This is a genomic window from Sporosarcina sp. BI001-red, from assembly GCF_003384035.1.
In the GTDB taxonomy this organism is placed as follows: Bacteria; Bacillota; Bacilli; order Bacillales_A; family Planococcaceae; genus Sporosarcina.
In genome coordinates, this window is the sequence record NZ_QQAK01000013.1 from 221,321 (window position 1) to 238,681 (window position 17,361).

The window sequence follows — 17,361 nt, forward strand, 5'->3', positions numbered from 1 at the left end:
ATCCTGCCCACGTGGTAAGATGAGGGGAGACGACGTTTTTTTTATGAAGGAGTGGACGAGCTACGTGACGACTAAAAAAATTGTATTACTTGACGGAAACAGCTTGGCTTACCGTGCATTTTTTGCATTGCCATTATTAACAAATGACAGTGGAATCCATACAAATGCAGTTTATGGATTCACGATGATGTTGCAAAATATTTTAAAAGAAGAACAGCCGACCCATGTGCTCGTTGCTTGGGATGCAGGGAAAACCACATTCCGCCATAGTACGTTTAGTGAATACAAAGGGGGCCGTCAAAAAACGCCACCCGAGCTATCTGAACAATTTCCATACTTGCGTAAATTATTGACGGCATTCAATATTCCGCAATATGAATTGGAGAACTTTGAAGCGGATGATATTATCGGAACCTTAAGCCGTACTGCGAGTGAAGAGGCAGTGAAGACCATTGTGATTTCCGGCGACAAAGACTTAACGCAACTTGCGACGGAATCTACGACTGTATGCATCACGCGTAAAGGGATCACTGATATGGAAATTTATACGCCTGCGCACATTGAAGAAAAGTATGGAATCGAACCGCTTCAAATCATCGACATGAAAGGCTTGATGGGGGATGCATCGGATAACATTCCTGGTGTGCCAGGTGTTGGTGAAAAGACCGCTTTAAAGCTTTTGAAGGAATATGGGTCCGTTGAGCACGTATATGAGTCACTGGAAGCAATAAGCGGTAAAAAGTTGAAAGAAAACTTAACGAATAACGAAGAACAGGCGTATATGAGTAAGCAGTTGGCGACGATTGAAGTGAATGCACCGATTACTATCGGACTCCAGGACTTGTCGTATAACGGACCGGACGAAGAACAGCTTACTCTGCTTTATAAAGAATTGAAGTTTACAACGTTACTTGAAAAAATGGGTGTAGAAGGCGTGGAAACAGAGCCTATAGAAGCCATTGAAGTAGAAACAAAGCACAAACTTACAAAAGCGGATCTTTCCGACCAGATGGCAGTTCACTTGGAAATGATGGATGATAACTATTTAACATCTGAATTATTTGGACTGGCAATGACAAGTGGGGAAAACGTGTTGTATGTACCTATGGATGATTTGAAGCAGGATGATGTCTTGAAAGAGTGGCTAGCTGATTCTGGGACGAAGAAATTTACGACAGATGCGAAAGCCCTTTTTGCAGCGTTAGCCGCTGTTGACATCCCTATAGCAGGAATCGATTTTGACTTAACGCTTGCTGCCTATATTGTGAATCCATCCTTGTCTATTGACGATGTATCAGAAGCGGCTGCATCAGTTGGTTGGAATGGGATTCAGAAAGACGAGAAGGTTTATGGTAAAGGGGCTAAAAAAGCAATTCCAGCAACTGAAGAAATTGCACAACATGCGGGTACGAAAGCTGTTGCAGTATGGAATTTGTTCGAGCCGTTATCCGAAAAACTGAAGCAGAACGAGCAATACGAGTTGTATCATAATCTGGAATTGCCGCTCGCAAAAATTCTCGGGAAGATGGAGTCGGTTGGTGTAAAAACGGATTTGAACACACTTCAAACAATTGGTACGGAATTGACTAGCCGATTGGAACATTTAGAAACGACAATTTATGAGCTTGCAGGACAGCCGTTTAACATTAATTCACCGAAGCAATTGGGTATGATTCTGTTTGAAAAGATTGGCTTAACACCTATCAAGAAAACAAAAACGGGCTATTCTACAGCCGCGGATGTATTGGAGAAGTTAGAACCAGAACATGAAATCATCAAACACATTCTGTTGTTCCGCCAACTTGGGAAATTAAAATCTACGTATATCGATGGACTGTCAAAAGAAATCCACGAAGATGGTAAAATTCATACGCGTTTCCAGCAAGCATTGACACAAACAGGGCGGTTAAGCTCGATCAATCCGAACTTACAAAACATCCCGATTCGTTTAGAAGAAGGGCGAAAGATCCGTGCGGCATTTGTCCCTTCAGAACCGAACTGGATTATGTTCGCAGCGGATTACTCTCAAATTGAGCTGCGAGTGCTTGCACATATTTCACAGGACGAAAAACTAATTGAAGCATTCCGCGCAGGAGAAGACATTCACACAAAAACCGCGATGGATGTGTTCGGTGTATCAAAAGAAGAAGTGACATCAAACATGCGACGGGCAGCAAAAGCTGTCAACTTCGGTATTGTATACGGTATTAGTGACTATGGTTTATCACAAAGTTTGGATATCCCACGAAAAGAAGCAGCTGAATTTATCGAGACTTATTTATCCAGCTTCCCAGGTGTCAAACAATATATGGATGATATTATCGTCGATGCGAAACAACGCGGTTTTGTCTCTACGATGATGAACCGTCGCCGTTATTTACCCGATATTACAAGTTCCAACTTTAACTTACGAGGCTTTGCAGAGCGTACTGCGATGAATACACCAATTCAAGGAACGGCAGCTGATATTATTAAAAAAGCAATGATCGATATGGACAAACGTTTGGAGACAGAAGGGTTACAAGCTCGTATGCTTCTGCAAGTACATGACGAACTAATCTTTGAGGCTCCTGAGGAAGAACTGGAGCAATTGAAGAGAATCGTACCTGAAGTGATGGAATCTGCATTGGAACTAGACGTCCCTTTAAAAGTAGATGCTGCGTATGGCGCAAGTTGGTACGAGACGAAGTGAGGGAAGTACGATGCCTGAATTACCAGAAGTAGAAGGAGTAGTGCGCTCGTTAGCACCTGTTGCTAGGGGACGTGAAATTAGAAATGTAAAAGTTTCTGAAACAGTAGTGAATTCAAAAGCCGCGGGCAAGGAAGCCATCGTGAAAGGTCTTTCAGTCGATAAGTTTTCCGAGGAACTTGCTGGATATACAATCGAAGCTGTTACGAGACGTAGTAAATATATTTACTTCCATCTCATCAAAAACGACACGTGTCGCCTCCTTGTCAGTCACTTAGGAATGACAGGAGCATGGTTCGTTGTGAATGCTATCACTGAAATCCGGGAGCAAAAGTTTCGTAATCATATACACGCCATCTTTGAACTTGAAGATGGCGGACTCCTTGTTTATTCCGATATTCGCCGTTTTGGTGAACTTCGATTATTGACGTGTGAACAAGATCATCTACCGCTTACGTTGATGGCCCCTGAACCTTTCGATGCGGATGCGGAAGAGTTTTTTATCGAAAAAACGAATCAAGATAAATATACAAAAAAGCCGATTAAAGAAGTGATCATGGATGGTCAAATCATTTCTGGTTGCGGCAATATATATGCTACGGAAGCACTTTTTAGGATGCGTATTCATCCTAAGCGGGCAACCGGCAGGATTAGTCGCGAGAGAAAACAACAGTTATTCAGAGAAATTGTAACCGTCTTGGATGAAAGCATCCAAGCGGGAGGCAGCTCAATCTCTGATTATCGGAATATTAATGGAGAAGCAGGTTCTATGCAGGACCGTCTGCAAATGTATGGACGTAAAGTATGTCCTATATGCGGCTCAAATACCGCCTCCATTCAAATCGCCAATCGAACATCCACCTACTGCAAAAAATGTCAGCACTAAAACGAGGGAGGACACGTATGATTATTGGCCTAACAGGAAGTATAGCGAGCGGTAAAAGTACAGTCGCTAACCTTTTAAAGGATCGGGGGTACCCAGTTGTCGATGCAGATGAGATTGCACGGTTAGTTGTGGAGCCTGGAAGCCCTGTGCTGAAGGAAATTGAAACAATATTCGGAGCGGGGGTCATCCGCGACGATGGTTCGATGAATCGGGCAGTGATGGGGCAGCTGATTTTTGGTGATGACAAGAAGCGTGAGCAACTGAACGCTATTATTCACCCAGCGATACGGAAGGAATTAATTAATCAAAAAGAAGCACATTTGGTAGCAGGAGCGAAAACCGTCATTATGGATATCCCGTTACTTTTTGAAAACAAACTACATGATTATGTAGAAAAGATTCTCGTAGTCTCTGTCACCCCTGAAGTTCAGAAAGAACGTCTGATGAGTCGAAATCAGTTATCTGAACAGGAGGCTGATTCGAGAATTGCCTCACAACTACCTATCGAGATTAAAGAACAAGGCGCTGATGCTGTGATAGATAACAACGGAAATCTAGCAGAAACCGAACGACAATTAGTGGACGTATTGCAAAAATGGCTCGTTTAAATAGGTTTTGAGGAAACAAACATTGTTCAATGTTGCACAAACTCTTTCCGCATGGTAAAAATGTGTTATACTAATTACGATATTTGAGTAAACAGTATAACATCATACATATTGGGAGGACTTTTCATGACAACATCAGTAGCGATTAATGGTTTTGGTCGAATCGGCCGCATGGTATTCCGGCAGTTGATAGTAGAGGATGAGGTTACCGCTATCGCGATTAACGCTCTTTACCCGCCCGAAACATTAGCACACTTGATTAAGTATGACACAACCCACGGAACGTTCGATGGCGATGTAGTAATCGAAGAGAATGCATTGCTTGTCAATGGCAAGCGAGTAGAACTTGTCGCAGAACGAGATCCATCCAAACTCCCTTGGAAACGGCTTGGCGTAGATATCGTCATTGAAGCTACGGGTGTGTTCAATGCGCGTGACAAAGCAGCGCTTCACCTTGAAGCAGGTGCGAAGAAAGTAATCTTGTCAGCGCCAGGTAAAAATGAAGACATCACAATTGTCATGGGTGTCAATGATGAAAAATTAGACATTGAAAAGCACGACGTCATTTCGAATGCAAGTTGTACAACGAACTGTCTCGCACCGGTTGCTAAGATTCTGAATGACGAGTTTGGCATTGAAAACGGGTTGATGACGACTGTACATGCGTATACAAACGATCAGAAGAACTTAGATAATCCACATAAAGACCTTCGTCGTGCACGTTCATGCGGTCAGTCCATCATCCCGACTTCAACTGGAGCAGCAAAAGCACTATCGCTCGTGCTTCCTGAACTTGAAGGCAAAATTCACGGTATGGCGCTGCGTGTCCCAACTCCGAACGTATCACTAGTGGATCTTGTTGTTGACGTGAAGAAAGATGTGACCGCAGAGCAAGTAAATGAAGTGTTCAAGAAAGCAATGGAAGGTTCTATGAAAGGCATTCTTAGCTTAACAATGGAACCACTCGTTTCGATCGACTTCAATAACACATCTGATTCAGCAATCATTGACGGATTGTCGACAATGGTTATCGGAAATCGTAAAGTGAAGGTTTTAGCTTGGTATGACAACGAATGGGGCTATTCAGCACGCGTTGTTGACTTAACTAAAAAAGTTGCGAAAGAACTCATCGTGAGTGTAAACGCGTAATATCAAATTGAAAGACTGTCCTTCTTGCTCCTTGAAAGAGCGAAAGAAGCGGCAGTTTTTTTATGGCGTTAGCTTTCCCTAGTATCCCCTTTAACGCTACTCAAGTAATCCCGGGTGTTGTGAAAACGCGCTCTCTGTTATACTAGATGAACTACAGAAAACCGGAGGAACGAATTATGAAATGTCCAGCTTGCCGATATAACGGAACGCGTGTTGTCGACTCTAGACCTGCTGAAGAGAACAGCTCTATCCGTAGACGCAGAGAATGTGAGCAATGCAACTACCGGTTTACAACTTTTGAAAAAGTAGAGGAAGCACCACTGATTATTGTGAAAAAAGAAGGAACCCGTGAAGAATTCATGGGTGAAAAATTGTTAAGAGGCTTAGTTAGGGCGTGTGAGAAACGACCTGTTCCTTTGGAGGAGTTACAAAATATTGTGGCATCCATTGAAAAAGAACTAAAAAGCAGAGGAGTCTCTGAAATCGCCTCTCATGAAGTTGGAGAAATGGTCATGGAGCGTCTTGCCAATGTCGATGAAGTAGCATACGTCCGATTTTCTTCGGTCTACCGTGATTACCAAAACATCACGATGTTCATAGAAGAACTGAAGAATTTGCAAAAAGGTCCCCTTCGTGAAAAGAACGGTTCTGAGGGACTGTCCGAAGAGTAAGGAGTGAAATTGAACATGCTTTATCACGAACTACAACCAGTCGATACGTATTCTCTCAAATTATCTACACCTTTTTCTGATTATGATCGTCAACTCCTTACTCTTTTGTATCAACCTTTAACGGGACCTGAAGCAATGGGGTTGTTTTCAACTATGTTGGCGGATGTGGATGTTAAAGAAAGTCATGAATTCACTCATTATCATTTGATGAATATTTTAACAATGCCTCTCAAGACTATTTTTCAAGCACGTATTTCACTTGAAGCGATTGGGTTGTTACGAACGTTCACTAGGACTGTAGGGGATCAGCGCTCATTTGTGTATGAGTTACTGGCTCCACTTGATGCGAAGAACTTTTTCCAAGATCCATTACTAGCGACTTTTTTGTTCAGTAAAATAGGAGAACAGTCTTACCGTGATTTGCGTGCGCGTTTTGCAACAGGCCATCCAACGACTTCAGGATACGCGGAAATTTCCAGAACCTTCATGGATGTCTACACTCCTGTGAATAGTCATGCGTATGAATTGCAAAATGATCAGGAACTGTCCTCTAGAACGAGGTCAACCGGCATCCCTTTCGAACAAAGCTTGTTTGATTTCAATTTGTTGATGAGTGGTCTATCTGAGCAAATGGTTCCCCGTGCTGCACTAGCGGGTATATCAAGGGAACTTATTGCAAAGTTAGCATTTATGTACGCTCTGAATCCTTTAGATATGCAGAAAATCATTATGATAGCATTGGATGAGAATCTAGAAGTACCTGAAGACCGTCTTCGTAAAGCTGCAAAGGACTTCTATAAAATGAATATCTCGAAAACCCCGCCGAAACTTGAAAAAACTTACCATGTAGAAGGTGTGCAACAAGAATATGAGGGACCAAAGACAAAAGATCGAGAACTCGTCGACTATTTTGAGAGTACGTCCCCCAGAGAGATGCTATTGCATTTGACAGGAAAAGAACCTTTGCCAGTCGATGTCCAGCTTGCCGAAAATCTAGTCAACGGTCATGGGTTGAAAATGAGTGTTGTGAACGTATTATTGCAATATATCCTATTGCGGAATGATATGAAAATCACAACTAGTTTTGCACAACGCATTGCATCTCACTGGGCGTTGAAAGAGGTGGATACCGCTGAGAAGGCTATGGAAATCGCCAGACAAGAGCACGATCAATATACGAAATGGATGAGCGAAGGCGGCAAATCCAGCAAAGGGACAAGAAAGCCAACTCGGGAAGAACCGTTGCCTGATTGGTTTTATAAAAAAGAGGAAAAGAAAGAACCGAAGAAACCGACTATTCCTGAAAACAAAGATGATATCGATGAAAAACGAAAAGTGGATGAAAAACGAAAGACGTTGCTCGCCAAATTAGAATCAATGCGAAACGGGGTGAATTAAATGGAGCGAATCGGAGAAGCTATGAAAAGAGTCATTAACGCACCTACGCTTGCGGCGCGATATGACGAATTACGAAATGAAGTTCTTGCTAATGAAAAAGTCCAGCAATTCATCGAAGAACATGCAGATGAAATCGATAAACAAGTTGTTGAAAAAAGTTTGAACAAGCTCTATGAATTCACAGCCGCGTCACACCAATGTGACAAGTGTCCAAATCTAGAAGGTTGCATTAATGTCATGAAGGGGTTCGAGCCAAAGCTTACCCTGAATCAGGGCGTGATCGATGTGACGTATATCCGTTGTCCTCGTAAAGAACTGGACGATGAGAAGCGTGCGGTTAGTAAGATGCTGAATAGTTTGTACATGCCTAAAGACGTCATGAAAGCGCAACTCATTGACGTGGATACGTACTACGATAACAGTCGTTTGGATATCGTGGACAAAGCTAGTGAATTTATCGCACAATACGTGGACACGGGAGTGCCTCCTGAAAAAGGGCTCTATATCCATGGTGAATTCGGTACTGGAAAGTCCTTTATATTAGGTGCACTTGCCAACGAACTAGCTAGTCGCCAAATACGTACTGTAGTGGTTTATTTACCTGAGTTTTTACGTGAGATAAAACAATCCATTCAAGATAATTCCCTCAACGAAAAAATCGAGTTTGTTAAAAAAGCAGCAGTTCTCATGATTGACGACATCGGTGCTGAATCCATGACAGCATGGGCACGCGATGAAGTATTAGGAACCATATTGCAATATCGTATGGCGGATCAACTACCTACGTTTTTCACATCTAACTTTACGTTGTCTGAGCTGGAGCATCATCTCACCTTTTCTCAGCGAGGTGAAAAAGAACCAATTAAAGCTGCACGCATCATGGAACGGATCAAGATCATGAGTGATCCAGTGCTACTATCAGGGAAAAACCGTAGGAATCCTGGAAAAGACTGATTGTTTACTGCTATCCTCTTGCAATTCATGAAAACATTCACTATACTAATCAGTACACAACATTAAAATGCTTTGACGAGGACAATGATTGTTGAACCGGCCTACAGAGAGCAAGGGAGTTGCTGAGATCCTTGCAGGACACGCCACCAATCTACCGCCTTTGAGCAGCAACAGGAATCATTGAGTACGCTCTCTAGCTCCTGTTGACGGCCACGGCCCGTTAGCCGCTTGAAGCTTCATCTTTCCGGATTTTCCGGATTGGAGGAAGAAGGGTGGAACCGCGAGTACATGTCTCGTCCCTTTATGGGATGGGGCTTTTTTGTGTTCAAAAATAGATAAAAGGAGTGCATTGACATGTCAAATTCAATTCATTTAAAATTTCCCGATGGTGCAGTTAAAGAGTTCCCAGCAGGCACAACAACTGAAGATGTAGCAGCTTCAATTAGCCCAGGACTTCGCAAAAGTGCACTTGCAGGTAAGTTGGATAAGCAGCTTATCGATTTGAAAACACCTATACACCAAGATGGAGAAATTGCCATCATTACTCAACAATCTCCAGAAGCACTTGAAATCTTACGCCACAGTACAGCACACTTACTAGCTCAAGCAGTAAAACGCAAATTCCCGGATGCAAAACTTGGAATCGGACCTGCAATCGATAATGGGTTCTACTATGATATCGATTCTCCAACTCCAATTACTGCAGATGACCTTCCTGAACTTGAAAAGGAAATGAAACGCATTATCGGAGAAAATTTGGAAGTGGTTCGCCACGACGTATCACGCGCTGAAGCAGAGCGTCGTTTTAAAGAAATCGATGATGAATACAAATTGGAACTACTTCAAGCAATTCCTGAAGACGATCAAGTTTCCATCTACGAACAAGGGGAGTTCTTCGACTTATGCCGCGGAGTCCACGTTCCTTATACTGGAAAGCTTAAAGAATTTAAATTACTAAGCATCGCGGGTGCATACTGGCGCGGTAACTCAGACAACAAAATGCTTCAGCGTATTTACGGAACAGCATTCTTCAAGAAAGACGAACTTCAAGCTCACTTGAAAATGCTCGAAGAAGCAAAAGAGCGTGACCACCGTAAAATTGGTAAAGAACTGGATTTGTTTATGAACTCGCAAAAAGTCGGTCAAGGCCTTCCACTTTGGCTTCCAAAAGGCGCAACAATCCGTCGGGTTATCGAACGATATATCGTCGACAAAGAAGAACGTCTTGGCTATGATCACGTGTATACACCGGTTCTAGGTAGTGTGGAGCTGTACAAGACTTCGGGGCACTGGGATCACTATCAAGACGGAATGTTCCCTGTGATGAGCATGGACAACGAAGACCTAGTTCTTCGTCCAATGAACTGCCCGCACCACATGATGATCTACAAAAACGGCATTCATTCATACCGAAACCTACCCATTCGAATCGCAGAACTTGGTACTATGCACCGCTACGAAATGTCAGGAGCACTATCAGGTCTTCAACGGGTTCGCGGGATGACGTTAAACGATGCGCATATTTTCGTTCGTCCTGACCAAATTAAAGATGAGTTCCAACGGACAGTTCAACTTATCATTGACGTATATAAAGACTTTAACATAACAGACTACTCGTTCCGCTTGTCGTACAGAGATCCTGCAGACACTGAAAAGTATTTCGATGATGATGCAATGTGGGAACGCGCACAACACATGTTGAAAGATGCAATGGACGACATGGGTCTCGACTATACAGAAGCAGACGGAGAAGCGGCATTCTACGGTCCGAAACTCGATGTCCAAGTGAAAACAGCAATTGGAATGGAAGAAACACTCTCTACAGTTCAACTAGACTTCTTGCTACCAGAACGTTTCGACCTCACATATGTAGGTGAAGACGGAAAGCAACATCGTCCGGTAGTTATCCATAGAGGTGTCGTATCCACAATGGAACGCTTCGTAGCCTTCTTAATTGAAGAATACAAAGGCGCATTCCCAACATGGCTTGCACCAATCCAAGTCGAAGTCATCCCGGTATCTCCTGAAGCGCACTTCGACTACGCAGACAAAGTCCGCGAGCAGCTCGTCGCTGCTGGATATCGAGTAGACCTCGACAGCCGAGAAGAAAAGATCGGCTACAAAATCCGCGAAGCCCAAGTCCAAAAAGTACCTTACATGCTCGTACTAGGAGACAAAGAAATCGAAACAGGCAACGTCAACGTCCGCAAATACGGAGAACAAAACTCCGAATCCATGAGCTTCGAAGCATTCCTAGAACTCTTGAAAAGTGACGTAACTCATTAATATCTTTTGTTCTTTAATTTTCTTTAAGGAATATCATCCGGTAACACTTCACCGTTGATTGAAGTGAAAGATGGCGACTCCGGAGGGATCAGGGTCATGGAAACAACCTAAGTTCGCGGCGTCCTGCCGCAACGGTTGCATGACCTGCATCCTGCAGGCCCGCGTCCGCCCGAAGCGCAAATCAACACACTAACTTTCTATTTCAACGAAAAACCCTTGACACTTTCTCTAAATGATGATAAAGTAGATAAGGTTAAAGAATACAGTTTGTGATACAAGAAGGAGCTGCCCGCTTCTCACCTGATCGACGCCAAATTGGTAGTTGTTGAGGTTAGCACAGTAGTGAAGCCACGTGTGTGAATACGTGTGCGATTGCGGGTAGACAAATCATCCATTTGTCTGCTTTTTTTATTGCCTCATTACCTGAAGGCTCAGAATGCCGAACGGTTTTGCAAGCTGTGCCGAGAAGGTGCAGACTGCTCAAACAGTGTATTCGCGAGATATTATTCGGAGGTGGATTAAGATTAGCAAAGATATGTATGTGAACGAAGGTATTCGTGCCCGTGAACTTCGACTTATCGACCACAATGGTGAACAGCTCGGCATTAAAACCCGTACCGAAGCACTTGAAATTGCTGCACGCGCTAACTTGGACGTAGTTCTTGTTGCGCCAACAGCTAAACCGCCTGTAGCCCGCGTTATGGATTATGGAAAGTTTAAATTCGAGCAGCAGAAAAAAGAACGGGAAGTCCGAAAGAATCAAAAAATCATCCTGGTCAAAGAAGTTCGCCTTAGCCCGACTATCGATGAACACGATTTTCAAACAAAGCTTCGTAACGGAATCAAATTCCTTGAAGCTGGCGACAAAGTAAAAGCATCTATCCGCTTCCGCGGACGTGCGATTACACACAAAGAAATTGGACAGCGTGTTCTTGACAAGTTTGCAGAAGCTTGTAAAGAAGTTGGAACAGTTGAGGTCCGTCCTAAGATGGAAGGACGCAGCATGTTCTTGATGCTTGCACCAGTTAACGAGAAAAAGTAAGCTGAACAAACGATTTAGGAGGAACAGATCATGCCAAAAATGAAAACACACCGCGGTTCCGCGAAGCGTTTCAAAAAAACAGGAAGCGGTAAGTTGAAGCGTGGACGCGCTAAAACAAGCCACCTTTTTGCTAACAAGTCGACTAAAGCAAAACGTCACTTGCGCAAATCTTCACTAGTTTCTTCTGGCGATTTCAAGCGTATTCGTCAGATGATCACTTACATGAAGTAATAGCTTCAGCCCGGTTAGCTGATCACTATTGATAGCAAACCAATTGAATTCAAATCTAATATATTCTTACAGGAATAGCAGGAGGTAATGAACTATGCCACGCGTAAAAGGTGGAACAGTGACGCGCAAGCGTCGTAATCGAGTATTGAAATTAGCAAAAGGGTATTTTGGTTCTAAACACCGTCTCTACCGAGTAGCAAACCAACAGGTCATGAAATCATTGAACTATGCTTACCGTGACCGTCGCCAGAAGAAACGGGACTTCCGTAGACTTTGGATCACACGTATTAACGCGGCAGCTCGTGTAAATGGTATGTCTTACAGCACACTTATGCACGGTCTTAAAGTTGCTGGTATTGACGTAAACCGTAAAATGCTTGCTGATCTTGCAGTGACAGATGCAACTGCATTTGCTCAATTTGCTGATACAGCAAAGAAATCACTTGCTAAATAATTGATTTCCTAAACGTCACGGTTCCGAATTGATTCGGAACGTGACGTTTTTTTTGTGAAAACTTTCGCAAATAGTTGTAAAGGTTTTATGCATATGACCGACAAGTAAGAGAGAGGAGAGATTTTTTTGGGGAACCTTGGAATCGAGTGGATCGTGTTTTTATCCGTATGGGCATTCATTACGATGGGATACGACAAACGACAAGCCAAACGTAAAAAAAGACGTGTTTCTGAAAAGAACCTTTGGCTTCTTGCGATATTCGGTGGTGGCATTGGCGCTTATTTCGGAATGCAAGTGTTTCGTCATAAAACGCTCCATACATCATTCCGAGTAGGGTTTCTGATGATCGCCTTGCTGGATATGGCAATCGTCCTCTACCTCGTTGGACTTAGGATGCCGGTTCTATCACAACTCTTTTGACAACACAAAAATGATGCAATAGGGGGCAATCACATTGGACATGAACAAATTATTTCATATGCAACAAGAGCTCGATTTATACATACAGGCACAACACGATCTTACAGGAAGAAATCTTTTTGAAGACAAGGTCCTCGCATTGCTCGTTGAACTATCCGAGTTGGCGAACGAAACGAGATGTTTTAAGTTTTGGAGCCTCAAGGGATCTTCTGATCGTTCTGTTGTACTTGAAGAATATGTGGATTCTATACATTTTCTCTTGTCGCTCGGGATTGTGAAGAATTTGACGAGTTTCAATGAATGGCGCTTTGATACTTCTTCTGATTCTTTAACAACTACATTCCTTAAAACGAATCAGGCCGTCCTTGAATTCAGCCAACAACCAGATATGGCTATATATACGGGTCTTTGGAATCAGTACGGAACACTTGCTGAAAAGCTTGGGTTTTCATTGCAAGAAATATACGATGCGTATATTGAAAAGAATGAGAAAAATTACGAACGACAAAAGACCGGATATTGAAATAGGTGTTTCGCTAGAGAAAGCCTTATTTGGAACTATCCTTTTATTAATAAATAAAAGATTGACAAATACCTAGAAATGAAAAATAATAGTATTACTAGACATTAGAGGAGGATTTTTTGTGAACGACTGGAGTAAAGAAGGATTCGGTATTAGGTTAAAGGAACTAAGAGAGCAAAGAGGTCTATCCATGATGGCTTTTGGTGCCGCTATCGGGACATCAGCTAGTCGTATCAAAGACTGGGAAAAAGGGAAAAACGCACCATCTGCTGCATGGGTTGCTAAAATCTCTGAGCGTTTTAATATATCAACGGATGAGCTTATTCTTGGTGACTCAAAAAAGTCCTCTGCCTTTAAGCAAGCGAATACTGCAAGTGCAGAGTCATTATATGAACGCTTGCGCGAAACAATCACAGTAGATGGGTTTGCAGATGAAGAGGATGAAGAAACAGACGATCTTTATGCACAATTGGATGCAAGTAACAAAAACCGATACCGTAGCGGTAAAGGGCGCCGTCTTGCAGAACGTGAATTACTAAGCTTACTTACAGATCTACCTAAAAAAGACGTACTTGAATTACTTGAACTCGCGAAATTGAAGTGTCGTCTTCAGAAAACAGCTGAAACAAAATAATAAAATCAGAACACAATGGATCTTCATATCTATTGTGTTTTTTATTTTGGCTTTTTACTTAAGTACGATATGATAGAGAGAGTAACTGAAAAATTCAAATAATCCTATTGTAGAGAGGAAGTTGACAGTGAAGGCGATTATTCATGGAGACGAAGGACTTAGACTAGGAGAAATGCCAACGCCTACTCCTAAAAGCGGAGAAGTCGTAGTGGCTATCAAGACAGCCGGACTGAATCGGAGAGACTTGTACATACCAGCAAGAAGAGGAAACAAAGGACCTGATCTAGTGCTTGGCTCTGATGGGGCGGGAGTGGTAGAATCCGTAGGTCAAGGCGTAACCAAATGGTCAGTTGGGGACGAAGTGCTGATCAATCCATCGCTTAATTGGTTTGAAAAAAGTGACGGGTCACCAGAAGGATTTGGACCGCTTGGAATGCCTGACAACGGGACTTTTGCTGAAATGATTGTCCTCTCTGAGGAGCAACTGGAACCGCGTCCATCTTACTTGTCTTGGGAGGAATCTGCTTGTATCGCATTGGCGGGACTGACAGGATTCCGTGCGCTCGTAACGCGTGGAAAAGTAAAAAAAGGGCAGACAGTCTTCGTTCCAGGAGCTGGGAGTGGGGTTGTCACATTCATTATCCAATTCGCAAAAGCAGCAGGTGCTCGCGTCATTGTCACTTCAAGAAGCGATGAAAAAAGAGAGCATGCTTTAAAATTGGGCGCAGATCGCGCAATTGATACACATGCAGATTGGAACGAAGAGTTGAAAGATGAAACAATCGACCTCGTGATAGAGAGTGTAGGAAAAGCCACATTCAATCGCTCTCTTGCATGCTTGAAAAAAGGTGGACGATTAGTCGTCTTTGGTGCAACCACTGAAGACGTAATCGACTTGGATTTGCGTGAACTATTTAATAAGCAACAAGAAATTGTTGGCTCGATGTTAGGAAGTCGCGATGAGTTGAGAGAGATGCTTGCATTTACAGAAAAGTATCATATAAGACCAGTTATCGATCGAACCTTGCCATTAGATAATGCACTCGAAGGATTCGATATGCTCGAAGACAGTACTCAGTTCGGAAAAATAGTCTTTACTGTATAACGAAACAGCTCGCTATCATCCGTTAGGAGATTGCGAGCTGTTTTTATATGTTCAGGAATGCTTGAGCAAACCAACCAGGCGATACCCGACTCTTAGAGAGCTTTGTCGTCTACGGAATCCAACCACTCTTCAATTGTTCCGACAACCGATTCCACGCAGCCATCTTCGAAAGGAGAGATCAGGTTGGCTTCTTTGACCAACTCCGTGAATGACTTGGAGCCACCCAGTTTACATAGATGGACGTAATCATTCCAAGCGGATTCGTGATCTTCACGGTCCTTCTTCCAAAATTGGAATGCGCATATTTGTGCTAATGTATAATCAATGTAGTAAAAAGGAATTTCGTAAATATGTGCTTGACGTTGCCATATGCCACCGCTTTCTAAATACTCGTTGCCATCATAGTCACGTTTCGGCAAGTAAATTCCCTCTATCCGCTTCCAAGCCGCTTTACGTTCAGCTGGAGTCATCTGGGGATTGTTATATACTTCGTGTTGGAATTCATCAACAGCCACACCATAAGGCAAGAACAAGAGTCCGCTACTTAGATGGGAGAACTTATACTTATCAGTTTGCTCATTGAAGAACAGCTCCATCCATGGCCAAGTGAAGAATTCCATACTCATCGAGTGAACCTCTGCACCTTCACTCGTTGGCCACACGTATTCAGGGATTCCGATGTTCCGACTTGAATAGACTTGGAATGCATGTCCTGCTTCATGAGTAAGCACATCGATATCACCAGACGTTCCGTTAAAGTTCGAGAAGATGAACGGAGAATCATAGTTATCGATGAATGTACAATAGCCGCCCGCTTCTTTACCTTTTTTCGCAACGAGATCCAGTAAGTTTTTTTTCGTCATGTACGTAAAGAACTCATCTGTTTCAGGAGACAATTCTTTGTACATTTCTTTGCCTTGTTCAATAATCCAATCCGGAGAACCTTGTGGAACCGCATTGCCTGTTAGGAAATCGAGTGACTGGTCGTAGAACTTGAGGGCATCGACACCGATACGAGCTGCTTGCCGATCGTATAACTTGTTAGCAACTGGAACGATATAGTCCCGAACTTGGTCACGGAAATTCTTCACCATTTCAGCATCATAACCTACACGAGACATTCGAACATAACCTAACTCAGTGAAGTTGGAAAATCCTAATTTTTTTGCAATCTCATCTCGGAGTTTAACGAGACGGTCAAAAATGTCATCAAACTTATCAGCGTTTTTTTCATAGAACGAATACTGAGCGTTCATCGCATCTTTACGTACAGAACGATCAGTAGACTCCATATAGGGTCCTAGTTGAGCGAGTGTCAACTCTTTTCCGTCAAATTCAATTTGAGCCGAAGCTACAAGTTTTGCATATTCAGAAGTCAGCTTGTTTTCTTGTTGAAGGAGAGGCATTACCTCTGGTGAAAAAGCTCGAATTTCTTGGTCTGCCAGGGCGAATAATTGAGAACCCCATTTTTCTTCTAACTCGCCTCGAAATTTAGAAGTAATCAGCGATTTGTAAAATTCCGTAGAGAGCGCTTGGAATTCAGGGCTGATTTCATCAAAATAATCGCGCTCCTGCTGGTAGTATTCATCATTTGTGTCGATGGAAGACCGGATGTAAGCAAGATTCAATTGAGTCGCATAGTCATTTCCAATGGCATTGATTTTTTCAATCACTGCATTTTGTGTTTCGTATGAGTCGGCTTCGTGAAACTTGTTTAAAAGTTCAGTGAATTCTTTTTTGATGTCTTCCATTTCAGGACGTGCATACTGGTATTCGTCAAACGTAATCATAATCTTCCCCCACTCTAGTAATATAGGTCATTCCTCTCTATTGTTCCTGAAAACCTGTGAAAATGCAAAAAAGTTACCTCTTGTTTGGATGAATTTAAAGGGAAAAGGGTAAATGTATCCCCCACAGGATTCTCATGGTATGATGATAACATGACCACATGAATGAATCGTAAATTGATTGAAGAGGGGAATACAAATTACTTATGAATATTACACAGCATACAGTTTCAGAGTTGAAAGACCCGACAGGCATCCTTACGGGGAAGCGTTATGAATTCCATCTATTTTTGGAGTTCGAAGAAGACGACGAATTGTTAGAAGAGGATGCAGCGGGGATTCGAACAATCTATGTCGTTGATGGTGAAGTTGATAAAATTATTGCAAGTTACTTCTTTAAAAAAGGTACTGAGCAAGCGTTGGATTTTGAGTTGGAAGAACAAGAAAGTGAAGCAGTTCTTGCATTCTGCAGAGAGAATACAGAAAAAGTAGAAGAAACGTCAACTAATAACTAAAAAGGTATT

The 17,361-nt window shown here is 42.6% G+C and carries 17 protein-coding genes; 16 read left to right on the forward strand and 1 reads right to left on the reverse strand.

Going from position 1 to position 17,361, the window contains the following annotated elements:
• Positions 1–64 precede the first annotated feature (64 nt).
• The 15 genes from polA (at position 65) to DVB69_RS12835 (ending at position 15,050) form a co-directional block, all read left to right on the forward strand.
• Positions 65–2,692: a DNA polymerase I gene (polA, locus tag DVB69_RS12765; protein WP_116019483.1), complete on the forward strand. Its 2,628-nt coding sequence runs from the start codon at positions 65–67 to the stop codon at positions 2,690–2,692.
• Between the two features lie 10 nt (positions 2,693–2,702).
• Entirely contained in the window at positions 2,703–3,575 is an 873-nt protein-coding gene (gene mutM / locus DVB69_RS12770; protein WP_116019484.1) for a bifunctional DNA-formamidopyrimidine glycosylase/DNA-(apurinic or apyrimidinic site) lyase, read from the forward strand.
• Positions 3,576–3,592: 17 nt separating this feature from the next.
• Positions 3,593–4,183: a dephospho-CoA kinase gene (gene coaE / locus DVB69_RS12775; RefSeq protein WP_116019485.1), complete on the forward strand. Its 591-nt coding sequence runs from the start codon at positions 3,593–3,595 to the stop codon at positions 4,181–4,183.
• Between the two features lie 126 nt (positions 4,184–4,309).
• Positions 4,310–5,332, forward strand: coding sequence for a glyceraldehyde-3-phosphate dehydrogenase (locus DVB69_RS12780; RefSeq protein WP_116019486.1), 1,023 nt, complete (start codon positions 4,310–4,312; stop codon positions 5,330–5,332).
• A gap of 176 nt (positions 5,333–5,508) precedes the next feature.
• Complete coding sequence (nrdR, locus tag DVB69_RS12785; protein ID WP_116019487.1) at positions 5,509–6,003, forward strand: transcriptional regulator NrdR; 495 nt, start codon at positions 5,509–5,511, stop codon at positions 6,001–6,003.
• Between the two features lie 15 nt (positions 6,004–6,018).
• A complete protein-coding gene (locus tag DVB69_RS12790; RefSeq protein ID WP_116019488.1) occupies positions 6,019–7,401 on the forward strand; it encodes a replication initiation and membrane attachment family protein in 1,383 nt (460 codons plus the stop codon).
• Complete coding sequence (dnaI, locus tag DVB69_RS12795) at positions 7,402–8,355, forward strand: primosomal protein DnaI (RefSeq protein ID WP_116019489.1); 954 nt, start codon at positions 7,402–7,404, stop codon at positions 8,353–8,355.
• Between the two features lie 354 nt (positions 8,356–8,709).
• On the forward strand, positions 8,710–10,641 hold the full coding sequence (gene thrS, locus DVB69_RS12800) for a threonine--tRNA ligase (protein ID WP_116019490.1): 1,932 nt from the start codon (positions 8,710–8,712) through the stop codon (positions 10,639–10,641).
• 535 nt (positions 10,642–11,176) lie between these two features.
• The gene (gene infC, locus DVB69_RS12805; RefSeq protein WP_116019563.1) at positions 11,177–11,683 is read left to right on the forward strand and encodes a translation initiation factor IF-3; all 507 of its coding nucleotides are present in this window, start codon (positions 11,177–11,179) and stop codon (positions 11,681–11,683) included.
• 30 nt (positions 11,684–11,713) lie between these two features.
• Entirely contained in the window at positions 11,714–11,914 is a 201-nt protein-coding gene (gene rpmI, locus DVB69_RS12810; protein ID WP_116019491.1) for a 50S ribosomal protein L35, read from the forward strand.
• Between the two features lie 94 nt (positions 11,915–12,008).
• Entirely contained in the window at positions 12,009–12,368 is a 360-nt protein-coding gene (gene rplT / locus DVB69_RS12815) for a 50S ribosomal protein L20 (RefSeq protein WP_116019492.1), read from the forward strand.
• A gap of 126 nt (positions 12,369–12,494) precedes the next feature.
• Positions 12,495–12,788: a DUF1294 domain-containing protein gene (locus DVB69_RS12820; protein WP_116019493.1), complete on the forward strand. Its 294-nt coding sequence runs from the start codon at positions 12,495–12,497 to the stop codon at positions 12,786–12,788.
• 40 nt (positions 12,789–12,828) lie between these two features.
• A complete protein-coding gene (locus DVB69_RS12825; RefSeq protein ID WP_370452981.1) occupies positions 12,829–13,311 on the forward strand; it encodes a dUTP diphosphatase in 483 nt (160 codons plus the stop codon).
• A 121-nt stretch (positions 13,312–13,432) separates the two neighbouring features.
• A complete protein-coding gene (locus DVB69_RS12830; protein WP_116019495.1) occupies positions 13,433–13,945 on the forward strand; it encodes a helix-turn-helix domain-containing protein in 513 nt (170 codons plus the stop codon).
• Positions 13,946–14,072: 127 nt separating this feature from the next.
• Entirely contained in the window at positions 14,073–15,050 is a 978-nt protein-coding gene (locus DVB69_RS12835; RefSeq protein WP_233505402.1) for a zinc-binding dehydrogenase, read from the forward strand.
• A 92-nt stretch (positions 15,051–15,142) separates the two neighbouring features.
• On the opposite strand, the gene DVB69_RS12840 is transcribed toward DVB69_RS12835, so the two are convergent.
• On the reverse strand, positions 15,143–16,840 hold the full coding sequence (locus DVB69_RS12840; protein ID WP_116019496.1) for a M3 family oligoendopeptidase: 1,698 nt from the start codon (positions 16,838–16,840) through the stop codon (positions 15,143–15,145).
• 203 nt (positions 16,841–17,043) lie between these two features.
• Here DVB69_RS12840 and DVB69_RS12845 point away from each other — a divergent pair, with 203 nt between their 5' ends.
• A complete protein-coding gene (locus DVB69_RS12845; RefSeq protein WP_116019497.1) occupies positions 17,044–17,352 on the forward strand; it encodes a DUF6509 family protein in 309 nt (102 codons plus the stop codon).
• The last annotated feature ends 9 nt before the right edge of the window (positions 17,353–17,361 follow it).